Raw genomic sequence first — 12,762 nt, forward strand, 5'->3', positions numbered from 1 at the left:
ATTCTCCTTCTTGATTTACTAACTGTTATACATTCTTTTTTAATCAATTATATTCCTGCTATTTCTTTCGATTAAGTAATATAGATAGTAACACTTTCGGATGAAAAAGATGAAATGGATTACGAATTAAGTTCATCACTCGTACTAACCGAATATAAACATCAGAATTACTTGCAGATAGTCGATATATTTGTTTCGTATACCATAGCTGAAATTTTTGTTTTGTAGTTAATTCTCTCTTTAGTTGCGGGTGACGTGATATTTCTGTTGTTGTCATATCCCAAGGGGTTTCTATTATAGTAGCTGCCTTTTTATAAAATTGTTGTGTAAATGTTTTATCAAGATGTTTTCTATCTTGCAAAAGTAATTGCAATTGGTGAGCCTCCATAGCAGCAACTGATACGCCTTGGCCGAAAACGGGATCAAAACGACATTGCGCATCTCCAACAACTAATAATCCTTCTGGTACATTATTCACTAAATCAAATCGCCGGCGTACTTGATAAGGAATTTTGTATGTCTTTATATCAGTAATTCCCTCGGCCTTGTTTAAGAAATCTGTAACATTAGAAATTGATAGGTTTTCAGCAAAATCATAAAACTCATCATCTGTTTGTGGTGCTTTCTCGTTTGCGTATCCACTGAAAGTAACAAAATAACGATTATCTTCTATCGTTTGAATAAGAACGCCATAAGGGTTATCAGGGAAACTCGGAGACATTAGCACATTGCAACAGTCTAATTTCTCATTTTCTTTAAGTTTGAACATTTTCGTTGCGTAAAATAAATCAATACGAACTTTCTCTTCTTGTACTTCAATTTCGTATTCTCGTAGCCACTCTATACTTTTTGAGCCAAATCCACTCGCATCAACTACAAGATCCGCATGAACTTCTTCTTGTGTGTTTGTCTCTAGATATTTAACTTTTACTCCACACACTTTGTTAAGCTTTGCATCTACCAATAACCCTTTAACCAATGTTTCATATTTAATAGTAATATTTGAAATTTGATGTATTCGTTTTTGAATATGCCATTCTAGCAAAGGACGACTTTGTTGAATCATATGTACTTCCCCTATGAATGGCTGTTTCCATAGACCGAATTGATGCCATTTCAAATCACGCGTAAAGTTGTTTATAATACTACCCGCTTCTATTAATTCGTTCGTAATATTAGGAAACAATTCTTCAATTGCGTTTTCTCCACCTTTTAATAACACGTGAGGATGATTACTTTGTGGAACTCTTTTTCTCAAAGACTTTCCATCCCATCTTTCACCAGCTTCTATAATGATTACTTCTTTAAAAGAAGTTGATAATGCTTTTGCTGCAAACTTTCCTGCCATACTTCCACCAATAACGATAGCCTTATTAAACATATTTTCCCCCTTAATAAAAAGAGATCCTGCCTTGTATGAATGAAACAGGATCTTAAACTAATTAACTTCTTTATCATTATACTTAAAATACATCAGTAAATTGCAACATTAAAATTAAAATACCTAATCCCCATACGTAATACGCGAATACTTTTAAGGAGTGACGTTTTAAATATTGAATCATCCATGAAACAGCTATGTATCCAAAAAACGCTGCTGATAACGTTCCGATAATTAAAGATGTACTAGAAATAGATTCTGCTTTCCCTTGAAAAACGTCTATAAATTGCAAAATGATAGCTCCAACAATGGCTGGTGTCGATAGTAAAAAAGAAAAGTAAGCAGCAGTTTCACGGTCTAATTTTCTCCATAATGCAGCGACAATTGTCATTCCAGAACGGGAAATGGCTGGAAAAATAGCAGCAGCTTGAAATGAACCGATAATTAATGCGTCTTTATATGTTATGTCATCCATTTTTTTACGACCATTCTTTTGTTTATCTGCCGTGTAGAGAAAGAATCCGGTCACTAAAAACTCCCAACCGATCGTGATTCCTGTTTTTGAAATATCTTCAAAGAAATCTTTAAACAATAAACCAATTACAACTGCGGGTATTGTCCCAACGATAAGTAATAACATGAGCTTTGAAAATGGGTTTTTAATTAAATATATAAATTCTTTTTTGTAATAAATAAAAACCGCAAGTAAAGTCCCAATATGCAGCATCGTATCTAAAAATAAGCCAGCCTCATCTAATCGGAACAAATGCCTTCCTAAATAAAGATGTCCGGTACTACTGATTGGTAAAAATTCTGTTAAACCTTGAATTATACCTAGCATGAAAGCTTCTAACCAATTCATGATGGTCTCCTTTCTCTTTTGCTTGTACCAATATATGAGAGTTAAATTTTCGATATGAAAAAAACTATATTTCTCTATGAATTTACTTTTCATTTATGGATATATATGTAAAGAGGGTTAAGGAGGGTTATTATGTGGAAGCACACAAAATTCGGTAATGTATTACTTTGGGTGGGCCCTATCCTTGTATTTTTAGGACTATGTATGACAAATGTTATTTCAGATATTCCTTTCTTTGAGGGAAAACATAAAACGGTTGGTATTGTACTTATATTTATAGGTGTAATCTGTTTTGTTGCTGCTAATCATTTGAAAAAAGGAGAAAGATATGAAGAATAAATCTAAATAAAAAACAATCCTGGCATATTAGCTAGGATTGCTTTTTATTAATGTTGATTATTTGTAGAATACTTTATCAACGTTATATTTCGCTTTGTATTCATTAATGATATATGTTTCGTAAATTTCTCTTTCTGTTGGATCTTCTACGATACATGCATCAATGCGGTATACTTCATCACGGTGATTTTTAATTGGGGAAACATTATCTTCAAAATGCTTCTTAATACGTTGTCTAATTTTACGAGCTTTACCTACGAAAAGAAGTTCGTCATTAATATTGTAAAACATAAAAATGCCGCCTTTATCTCTAGGGAACAAGTGGAAATCGATAAATCCATTAATTGGAGTAATGATTGGCTCGTCTCCTTTAATAACTTGTTTACGTTCAGTAATTGAAACATCAGCTTCAGGAATATTAATTTTAATCAAGTTCATTCACGTCCTCTTTTATTATAAAGATAAATAATAGCATACATAAGTAAGAAAAGCTATGTTCAGAGGCATATTTCATTTTATAATTCAAATATTATAGGTGTATCATGTAAACTTTTCTTCCAAATCATATGATCACTGGATTCTCCCCAGTAATCTTTCAATACATAGCTAGGTTTTCCAAACTTTTTCATCCATATACTTTGCGCATTTTTATATCCACTATCTAAACAATATTCTGTTATCCCTCTGCTAAGTAATGTAAGAAACATTGTATGTAGTAATAAACTCCCTATTCCCTTTCTCTGATACTCCGGAAGTATGAATACAGTTCCTATTTCATACAAATTTTTAAGTACACCACCTGTACAACTATTAATCAATGTACTTGCTGGACCGATTTCGATTGTTCCAATGATTTTATCGTTACTTGTATCAATTGCTAATAAAAAGTAACGACTTTCTCCGTTACTATCAAAATCACTTTTCAAATACTGCTTTTTTGAGTTAATTTCATTTTCTATGTCATCTAATAATTGTGACAATCCTTCATTTTTGTATGTATTCGTAATAACTATACGGAAAAATAAATATAGTTCATCTATATCATTCAAATTCGGTCTTCTAACTGCAACGTTAGTCATGAATTCAATCTCCAATCCTCATTATGCCATTGTCAATACAACACTTTATATAATCTATTCATCATTATTCTGCAAAAACCTGCATAAATCCAACAGTATAGAAATCCAACAGTATAGAAAACTCATTATAAATATTGATAAAATAATTTTTATATCCATAGTTGTATGAACAGCAGGACCAAGTACCGGAAAACGGAAAACATCGAGAACGATCATAATACCAATAAGTAGACAAGTTGCTGAAAAGGAAACAATCCAAATTCTCCTCTTTAATTTTAAAAAAGATACTCCTAAGGCTAGACCTAATAAGCCTGTAGTAAAAGGAAAGACAATTAGTTCACTGGGCTCAATAATAAATAATAGAAAAATAGTAAGAATATAAGAAAGTATTCCCTCACGAATAGAATAGAAAATAGCAAAAAAAATCGGTAATGTCGAAAATGGACTAATGAGCAAACCTATACCAGGAACTAAGTTCCCAGCTGCTTGAAACATGGTGGCCAATGCACTCATCAAAGCTGTAAGTACTAACTCATTCGCAAGGGACAATTTTCTTTTATGAACAAAGCTCGTATCATGTTCTATCATCAGTTGATACCAATAACGTACAAACCGATTCATCAATATCTCCCCCTAAAGATGCCTCATTCATTACTTTCTATATTATTCATACAGTAGTGGTTTATGAGCTGCTTTCTACTTGTTATGAATTACTATATAATAAAAGACTTTTAGGGGGATAAATTGTGCGTTTTGAAACAAAATAAATTCCTTGGATTATTAAACTACGATTGTATATCGTATCAGGGAATAATTTCAAAAATGGTACCTTTGTTAAAATCAGTTACTTTCATAGAACTGTAAACTCCTAAATATAATTTAGTTTGATCCGAATTTGTTCCTAAACTCATATAATAAGCTGGTTGCGTACCAAAATCATAATTGGTTTCAATAGCATGAAAGTCAGCATGTTTACCGTCTGTACCTGCTCTAGTATAGGCTAAAACACCCTTAATTGGAGACTGAGATTCTCCTTTCTTGGCAAGGTCAGTAAAAACAACGCTACCTGTTAAATTTGGAATTGCATTTCCCATATATGGCTGAACTCCTGTAAGTGAAGTTCCTCCAAACTTATCTGTTCTAGAATCTTTATGAAAATAACTAAGTAGAGGCAGAATACGCTTGACTGAAGTTTGTATTGTTTCATCATAATAAACCATTGTTCTCTCATCCAAAGTCTGATTCTCAGAACAATGTCGTATAAAAGAAGTAGGTAAATCCCCTTCCCATCCTCGCCACCCAAAATTGATAACCCCATCTTGATTGGGAGTTAACCTCATAAAATGCATTTGAACAAGTTCTGTAACCGGTATAGGTTTATATTGAATAAATGAAAAAATAGACTCTACAATATCTTGTCCGACATTTCCGGCGTATTTGATATATTGATTATAAAACCTTTGAAATGAAATACCGGTTATATTACGAACACCTTTCGCAATTACTGTAAGTGTTTCTTGTATAGATAGAGGAAGTTCATTAAAGCGTGTAACGAATGGAGGATTATTTATGAATGTATTTTTACTTACATCGATTTCAATAATTTTACCTGCTATTTCTAAATCATCTTGGCTTAAATTGAACGGATCATAACCCGAGCCACCATCTCCATTTGTAAAAACAAGTTTCCCCGTCTCTGGAGAAAAGTTTAAAGTATTTACTCCATTATGATTAAAAAATGGGCGTTTTATATTAAGTAATGTTCTACGTTTTTGAGGGTGCCCGTTTGATTGTAAAATCCATTCTTCAATTGTATCGATATGATCATATTGCGTATCTCTATTTAGCCATTTTAAATTTAAAGTTTTCGGGTCACAAGGATTCGGTTTAAATTGTTCAGAAAGTGCACCTGGCCCTTGAGTTCCAGCGACGGAATAATGAAGATAAAATAAACCGTTTTGATAAAATTGTGGATGGAACGCAAGTCCAAGCAATCCTCGTTCATCATAACCGCTACTAGAAACACCTTCTTCAAATGTACCTAATTTAATAATTAGGTGACGAATATCTAAAAATGTCTTTATAACTCCGTCCCCTATGTAAAAAATCTCCCCTAATTGAGTTGCGATAAATAGTCTTTCGGTCGATTCACCTGGAAGTATTGTTGTTTTCAATACGGTTGGTAAATTTATATTATGAACAATGGGTCGTAAACTAACTTTAACTTTTGTCAATTAACTGTACACCCCTTTTTCTTCTTTTTATAGAAGAATATGATTAGAGTAGTTCTGTTAGTATCAAATAAGTCGTATTCCTTTTTATTACAATTTTGTATATAATATAATTATAAATAATCTGGGGGACGAACTATGATAATCGTACTACAAATCATCTTACCACTAATTTTCGCAGTCTATTTATTTACCCTCTATCGTAAAGGGATGTATGGATCAGCTTCATTCATTTTAGCAGTCATGATAGGAATTTTCGGTTTAGAGAATATCTTTCAATATGCTAGTCTAACAGATCATGCTATTTATCCATATTGGGGCAGTTTGAAGGCTGTTGTTATCGTTTTATCAGTCGTATTTCTATTTAAAAAAGGTGGTTTAACAGGAAAATATTGATTTTTAATGCGTTACATATTTTCTTGTTAAATTGCTTTTATTTTATAAAAGAAGAAATATTTATGTAAAAACACGAAGAGATGTGTTACATATGTCTATAAATATTATTTCAATAGTATCTATCATAATATGGATTGTGTTAATTACAGAACTTATAAAACCTTCAAAAGAACAGAATGGACGAAAAATAGTAACTTTAGTAACTGCTGGTTCCGCATCAACACTTATTTTGACGGTTTCATTTATTCAAAATATCCCGTTTTGGAATTGATAGTGATATAACTAACAAAAATATGTATAAATAAAAAGATTAGGATTCACTCCTAATCTTTTTATTTTTTGAGGTAACACCACATGCCCAGCAAGCTAAGGTCTTGGAGTAGCCCCTAAACAAAATTTGAAATTTTTCTAAAGTTATTTATGTGAATTTAACTCGTTTTCAGGAACATATGTGATCCTTTTACAATTTGAATTTCTTTTTAAGCTTCTTATATTTTCTATACGAACGTCTAACAATGTTTAACATAAAATACGGTACTTTAATAGGGAAAGGCAATTTATATATGAAAGGAAAATAAAAGGTAAAATATGCCTTTTCTAGGTCTCTCCACTTACTATCTTCTTTTGTTTTTAAGAAATCAGATACATCGACTACATATCCCCTTCCTTTTTCCATCATCACATTTTTCCCGTGAACATCACAAGGAGTTAATCCCTGTTCCCTCGCATACTCTAAAGCCTTATTGATATCAAGTATTACCTGCTTAGGAATTTTAATCCCCTTATGAATAGCATCGTATAAGGTAATTTCTTTTAAACGTTTCAATACTATGAAATTTTCTCCTTTATATATAAGCTTTGAATAAGAAGGATGATTTCCGATTCTTCGGTATACTTCTGACTCTTTTTCAATTCCTTCTCCTTCTCGCACGTAAACTTTCACTACCCAATCTTTGTATTCTTTGTGCATGAATACTGCGGCATAATTACCTGTTCCTAAACACTTCCAAAGTCTAGGAATATCTTTAACTACTACAGGCTCGAATTCATCCTCACTTCTGATACTTACCTCTTTTAATAATTCGTTATTTATCAATCCCACAAAACTATTTATACTCATCATTCCCACTCCGGTTTTGCTAAAAGGGGGCCCACCCACATTTTAACGAAAATATACACTAAGCGAATTTTAGCATAAAACGAGTCATCTTTCTTCCTAAAATAAAAAGCTAACTCGTTTTATTTGAACTGTTGAATACTTAATATTTATTCCGTTATTCATAGCCAAAAACCGTACGATATAAAAATATTTCTAACTATTTTCATTTTTTCAGAGGCAAGTGTATAGGGCTTTTCTTAGTACAAGTTCTGTTCGTTCATTACCCATGCCAAATCTATAAAACATTGTTTAGAAGTGTAGCAAGGGTTTGTTAATGGTTCAATTCTTCTTCCACAACTATTTTTGTTAGCAAAAACTTTTATTGTTTTAATAGTCTTTTGTTTAATTCCCACAATGCTGTTTTGTTGCTATCCCATTTCAAAAGCGTTACTGCTTCCTCAAAGCATAACCATTTATAATTAAAGTGTTCTTTAGATAATGATATGTTTTTTGTAGGGACTTTAACTCCAAAAGAAAATTCTTTTATTACATAAACCTCTTCTCCCCAAAGGAATCCTCCAACTACATCCTCTACTGGTAGTGAAGACACAGAATCTAATTGTATATATGGACATTCTCTTGTAATACCAGCCTCTTCAAACGCTTCCCGTTTTGCTGATTCAATAGGAATCTCACCGTCTTCTCCGCCACCAGCTATTCCTTGCCAATAACCATAATCACTTCGGTTAAAAATGGCATATTGAATAGAATCGGCAGTTTTTATATAAGGAAATATCAATACTTGATATGACGCCCTCATTACTTAACCTCCTCTCGAAAATAAGTTTTAAATCAATATGAATAAAGAGCCGCCATCACAATTCTACATTATTAATGCAGGTTTATAATGTCGGCCCTCTATTTTTAAATAATTTTATTTTTCATAAACAGGCTTACTCTTAACAGAGGAAAAACTGATTATTTCTTGTCGAATTTGTTTAGCATGGTTTTTCCTAAATGTTAGCAGTACCCTATATTATTCAATTGCGCCAGCAACATCATAATCATTTAAATCTAATTCAATCGTTTTTCCGAGCGCTAGTTTAGCAAGTTCCGCTCCTAGATATGGACCAGCTGTTAAACCCGAAGCCCCTAATCCATTCGCAACGAGAATTCCTTCAAAGTTAGGTAGCGGTCCGATAACAGGTAAGAATCCTGGTGTAAATGGTCTGAATCCAACTCTCGTTTCAAGCATTGTAGCATTTTCTAAGCCAGGCGCAACTGTTAATGCCTTATGGAATACTTCATGTAAACCACCTGCTGTTACACGATGATCAAAACCAGTATCATTCTCATGTGTTGCACCAATTACGACATGCCCATTGTCAAACGTTAAAATATATTGATCGTTCGGTGGCATAACAACTGGCATATTTTCTGTTGCTGTATTCTCGATTTGCAGATGAACAATTTGTCCTTTTTGGAATGTAACTAAGAAATTAATTCCTAATGGTTTCAAGATTTCATTCGCCCATGCGCCTGCAGTTACAATAACCTTTTCTGCTAAAATTGTTTCATCGTTTACTGTAACTCCCGTAATATGATTTCCTTCACGGACTAATATAGCATCGCCTTTTATGAAAGTTGCACCATGTTTTTTCGCAGCACTTATTAATGCATTGCGTAATAATCTCCCATTTACTCGTGCAGCACCACTAATATGAACAGAACTATATTCGTCTGATAATGCTGGGAATAATTTTTTTGTTTCTTCAGCTGATAAGCGAGTGATTTCACCAATCTCCGGGGCATCTTCACGTCGTTTATAAGCTCGCTCTTCCATTTGATCTAACTTTTTCTCGTCAGTATGTAAACTAATTGCACCTACACGATTATATCCTGTGTCAGTTTCACCGTCTTCTTCTAATTGCTGAATTAACGAAGAATAGTAACGTGCACCGCCTTTAACAATTTTATACCATGCTTTATTACGACGCTGTGATAACCATGGACATACAATTCCTGCTCCTGCATCAGTTGCTTGCCCTAATTGTTGGCGATCCACGATAGTAACATTCGCACCTGTCTTAGCAAGATGATAAGCAGTAGACGCTCCTAAAATTCCAGATCCAACTACAATATACGATTTCATTTCAAACACCTTTTCTCTTTTGCTAATTATATAAATATAAGAACATTCCTTAGTATAATGGAAGGAATGCTTTTTTCAATGTACTCATCACAATTAATTGTTGCAGCATTGTGACTTCCTTAATCATTATTTTTTCTTCTTACGGAATAATTCAATTGTTTTATAGCCTTGTGAAAGGATTTCTATCATTTTCTCTAGACGTTTTTCACGAGTTTTTTCTTGTTTCACAGAAAAAAGATTACGTGCCCAATCTTTTTGGTATCCAGGCGTTAAACTTTGATAAAACTTAAGTTCATTCGGATGATTAGCTAGTAATGCTTCAACATCTTTAATTCGATCTGCATAATCGGCAACACATTGACTCATAGCAGATGTTTTCGTTATTTTTTTCTTTTCACGTTTTAAACCTACAACAGTAAAGACTTCATCCATACTTACCATTCGTGCAAATTTAATATCGCTTTCTCCCACATAACCATCTTCTCCAACGTTTAATGCCGGAAACATCTCATCACGGTGAATAAACGTACTATAACGAGCATTACCTTTTTTCGGATATGCGAAGAATAGGTAACCTTTTTCAATTAGTAATTCTTCATTACTAATAATAAAATTCGTTTGTTTCACCATTTCATCAAGCGTTTCTACAAATATAAAGATAGCATCGTGTTCTTTTGAGAATCCATTTTCTTTACCTGTAAAAATGTCATAATCACTTGGTTCGTTAATAACGACCATATTTGTATACTTATTAAGTTTCAATTTATCAATAACTGACATAATAATCTTCCTTTACATTCAAAATTCATTGTACATACTTTTTCGTACTGTTCTAGTGTATTATATGTATTAAGAAAATCAAACTTTAAATCGTGTTATTCTGCTGCAAAAGAACAGAATTCTTTAATAGATGGGGTGGTTTTATGCCATATGTAATCCGGGATGAAGGGCTAGTTTTACAAGGGGATGATGGAAAAGAACCAATTTTTCATACATATGAAGAAGCTGAGGAAACATTAAAAACATTAACTATACCGCAGTTTCCGAAACGTATTAGAAGAAAACCATTTACATCAAAAATAATAAAAATAGCCGCTTCTGAATAAGAACCGGCTATTTGTTTATTCATAACTTAATAGAAAATAAAGTATATAAAAACTCTCTATATTGATCTTCTGTAATTTCAAGCTTAGTTTTTTCCCCATGAATAATTTCAGTTAAACTTGTATTCGTTAATGAAATATGACCGGAGTTCGTCAACTTTACTGCAATTGGTCCTTTATTAAAAATAGACTTCTCATCTTCTATCACTCTTCTTTGAACATCGTTTACTACTATCTCATCAATATTATGTTTATAAAAAGCATGACAAACTTTCCATTCTCCATCAGTATCTATTCTTTCTAAAACATAATTTCCTTTACTCGTATCTTTTCGTCTCACCCGGTACGAACCATTTTTTGAAGAGACAGACTTACCAGTAAAAGGTACAGGAACAAGAGGTACTAACGAAGCTATACCTACATCAATTAAATACTGTACATTATCATAAGTTAAAATAATTGTTATATGGCCATCCTCAAGTGCCCATGCATTTATATCGTTTTTATAAACCGTACCTAATGCCAGTTGTACATCATAGCCACAGTCTCTTAAGAAATAGTAAAAAAGAGTATTTAATTCGTAGCAAAGTCCACCACGGGAACTAGTTAAAATTTTCTCTCGTAAGTTTTCCAGAGAGATTTGATTCGTATTTCGTGCTATAACATCTAAATTCTCAAATGGTATAGTATGCGCAAACGAAAAGAGTATGGTAGGTAATTCTTCAAACGTTACTTCATTACGTTTTTTAAGATTTAATCTTGTGAAAAGCTGATCTTGTAAACTTGTCATATTTAGCACCCCTTAAAAATTTATAAGTTTAAATAATATATGCTGATTGTAAATTTTAAGGGGCACTGTAACAACGTACATTTCATTAAACTGTACCGGTACAAAAATTACGATTCACATAGGAGGTGTCATTACACGTGTTTTTTGTAATCACTTCTTTTTGTGGCAAACCAAAAGCTACGAATATAAATTTAATAGTTTATCTATAGGCAAACTATTACTATCACTTAAATCAACAAAATATTGAAGTTGCCATGCTTGGCTCTTTTTAGCTTGATTACTAACAGTGGTATCCCAAACAGGATAAATTCTCATTGCCATTTTCCCTGTTTGACTTTGTGTTCTCAATATTTTTTCTTTAAGAAGAATCTCTTTAGGAAAAATAAATTGCCCTAGTTTATTATCAGCAATACAAGTGATTACTAATAAATCAGGAGCAGCTTCATAAGAGAAAGCTCTATTTCGCATATTTTCATCTTTCGCCCAAAAAGAAACGAATTGACCAATTTTATTAGGTGTAACTTTTGATTTTCTAAAACGAATGGTTTTGTTATTTAAGTGGAATAAACATCCGGCATATTCTGCGTTTTGCTTTTCTTCTTTTAGATTCGTAATCATTAAGTTGTTAGGTTTGTAAACTATATTATTTAAATCTTGGATTATATTATTAAAATTGTTCAAAAAAACTCCCCCTTTATTCATCTCTTAGTTTACCACAAACATCAGTTCTTCTATATCGTATATAATTATGAACTAAGTGAAATGGGGGAATTTAGCAGGATATAATTATTACTTTAATGTACTTAGTTTTTTAATTGCTTGTTGTTCAGTTGCTAAGTAAAAAATGTCATTCCCTTTATTACATTCATAAATAAAATCCTTTAAGCTTTTACTAGTATACATAGAGAAATCTCCAACAATAGCAATCTTTACCTTGTAGTTTATAAACTTTTGAAGGATATCACCCGCAAGCCGTGTTTTTAGGTCAAAGAAATCTTCACTTATTAAAGATTTATGAATAATAATATGTTTCGCATCTACCTCATATTGAACTGTTGCCATAGTATCTAATGCAGACTGAACATCCGATATTAATACCTTATCATTTCTAATGACCGCAATATTGATTCCATCGATTACTACTTTCTTTATTTCCATAGTCCCACCCCTTTATAATTTACACAGTATGAGTAAAATTGTTTTACAAAACTTTGTATTAATCATAGATTAAATTAGCCACAGCTATTAAAATCGCCCCTATTTTTTATTGTAAGTATATATTTTTTAGTACTAATACGGTCAATGAAATTAATGATAGTTTCTCTTTTTT

At 32.3% G+C, this 12,762-nt stretch carries 16 protein-coding genes and 1 pseudogene; 4 read left to right on the forward strand and 13 right to left on the reverse strand.

The window, feature by feature from the left end; genetic code table 11:
- Positions 1–58 precede the first annotated feature (58 nt).
- Positions 59–1,381, reverse strand: a complete 1,323-nt coding sequence (locus ACZDYH_RS15410; protein WP_086388194.1) for an FAD-dependent oxidoreductase — start codon at positions 1,379–1,381, stop codon at positions 59–61.
- 82 nt (positions 1,382–1,463) lie between these two features.
- Positions 1,464–2,243 (reverse strand): undecaprenyl-diphosphate phosphatase, encoded by a 780-nt coding sequence (locus tag ACZDYH_RS15415; RefSeq protein ID WP_016122613.1) that lies wholly within the window; start codon positions 2,241–2,243, stop codon positions 1,464–1,466.
- Between the two features lie 132 nt (positions 2,244–2,375).
- On the opposite strand from ACZDYH_RS15415, the gene ACZDYH_RS15420 reads away from it, so the two are divergent.
- Positions 2,376–2,582, forward strand: a complete 207-nt coding sequence (locus ACZDYH_RS15420; RefSeq protein WP_000265477.1) for a hypothetical protein — start codon at positions 2,376–2,378, stop codon at positions 2,580–2,582.
- Positions 2,583–2,639: 57 nt separating this feature from the next.
- Here the strand turns inward: ACZDYH_RS15420 and ACZDYH_RS15425 are convergent, their stop codons facing one another.
- The 4 genes and pseudogenes from ACZDYH_RS15425 to ACZDYH_RS15440 all read right to left on the reverse strand — a co-directional run bounded on the left by ACZDYH_RS15425 (position 2,640) and on the right by ACZDYH_RS15440 (position 5,895).
- Complete coding sequence (locus ACZDYH_RS15425; protein WP_001048941.1) at positions 2,640–3,020, reverse strand: nucleotide excision repair endonuclease; 381 nt, start codon at positions 3,018–3,020, stop codon at positions 2,640–2,642.
- Positions 3,021–3,097: 77 nt separating this feature from the next.
- Entirely contained in the window at positions 3,098–3,661 is a 564-nt protein-coding gene (locus ACZDYH_RS15430) for a GNAT family N-acetyltransferase (protein ID WP_006929726.1), read from the reverse strand.
- Positions 3,662–3,693: 32 nt separating this feature from the next.
- A pseudogene (locus ACZDYH_RS15435) lies at positions 3,694–4,282 on the reverse strand (hypothetical protein).
- A gap of 182 nt (positions 4,283–4,464) precedes the next feature.
- Entirely contained in the window at positions 4,465–5,895 is a 1,431-nt protein-coding gene (locus ACZDYH_RS15440; protein WP_166695073.1) for a PQQ-dependent sugar dehydrogenase, read from the reverse strand.
- Positions 5,896–6,030: 135 nt separating this feature from the next.
- Between ACZDYH_RS15440 and ACZDYH_RS15445 the strand changes: the two genes are divergently transcribed.
- Positions 6,031–6,288 (forward strand): hypothetical protein, encoded by a 258-nt coding sequence (locus tag ACZDYH_RS15445; RefSeq protein ID WP_000587700.1) that lies wholly within the window; start codon positions 6,031–6,033, stop codon positions 6,286–6,288.
- A 91-nt stretch (positions 6,289–6,379) separates the two neighbouring features.
- Positions 6,380–6,559 carry a hypothetical protein gene (locus ACZDYH_RS15450; protein WP_000026325.1) on the forward strand — a complete coding sequence of 60 codons (180 nt, stop codon included), beginning with the start codon at positions 6,380–6,382 and terminating at the stop codon, positions 6,557–6,559.
- Between the two features lie 189 nt (positions 6,560–6,748).
- Here the strand turns inward: ACZDYH_RS15450 and ACZDYH_RS15455 are convergent, their stop codons facing one another.
- From ACZDYH_RS15455 to ACZDYH_RS15470, 4 genes are all read right to left on the reverse strand, one after another.
- Positions 6,749–7,411: a protein kinase family protein gene (locus ACZDYH_RS15455; protein WP_006929730.1), complete on the reverse strand. Its 663-nt coding sequence runs from the start codon at positions 7,409–7,411 to the stop codon at positions 6,749–6,751.
- A gap of 355 nt (positions 7,412–7,766) precedes the next feature.
- Positions 7,767–8,207, reverse strand: a complete 441-nt coding sequence (locus ACZDYH_RS15460; RefSeq protein WP_016122617.1) for an NUDIX hydrolase — start codon at positions 8,205–8,207, stop codon at positions 7,767–7,769.
- 216 nt (positions 8,208–8,423) lie between these two features.
- The gene (locus tag ACZDYH_RS15465) at positions 8,424–9,539 is read right to left on the reverse strand and encodes an NAD(P)/FAD-dependent oxidoreductase (protein ID WP_000844396.1); all 1,116 of its coding nucleotides are present in this window, start codon (positions 9,537–9,539) and stop codon (positions 8,424–8,426) included.
- A 126-nt stretch (positions 9,540–9,665) separates the two neighbouring features.
- A complete protein-coding gene (locus ACZDYH_RS15470; protein ID WP_000110841.1) occupies positions 9,666–10,319 on the reverse strand; it encodes a YdeI/OmpD-associated family protein in 654 nt (217 codons plus the stop codon).
- Positions 10,320–10,462: 143 nt separating this feature from the next.
- Between ACZDYH_RS15470 and ACZDYH_RS15475 the strand changes: the two genes are divergently transcribed.
- Positions 10,463–10,645, forward strand: coding sequence for a hypothetical protein (locus ACZDYH_RS15475; protein WP_001147159.1), 183 nt, complete (start codon positions 10,463–10,465; stop codon positions 10,643–10,645).
- A gap of 19 nt (positions 10,646–10,664) precedes the next feature.
- Here the strand turns inward: ACZDYH_RS15475 and ACZDYH_RS15480 are convergent, their stop codons facing one another.
- The 3 genes from ACZDYH_RS15480 to ACZDYH_RS15490 all read right to left on the reverse strand — a co-directional run bounded on the left by ACZDYH_RS15480 (position 10,665) and on the right by ACZDYH_RS15490 (position 12,590).
- Complete coding sequence (locus tag ACZDYH_RS15480) at positions 10,665–11,432, reverse strand: arylamine N-acetyltransferase family protein (RefSeq protein WP_000202756.1); 768 nt, start codon at positions 11,430–11,432, stop codon at positions 10,665–10,667.
- 177 nt (positions 11,433–11,609) lie between these two features.
- On the reverse strand, positions 11,610–12,134 hold the full coding sequence (locus ACZDYH_RS15485) for a MepB family protein (protein WP_080353311.1): 525 nt from the start codon (positions 12,132–12,134) through the stop codon (positions 11,610–11,612).
- Positions 12,135–12,221: 87 nt separating this feature from the next.
- A complete protein-coding gene (locus tag ACZDYH_RS15490) occupies positions 12,222–12,590 on the reverse strand; it encodes a DUF4180 domain-containing protein (protein WP_061457311.1) in 369 nt (122 codons plus the stop codon).
- Positions 12,591–12,762 lie beyond the last annotated feature (172 nt).

The organism is Bacillus sp. EB V-12, assembly GCF_056158125.1.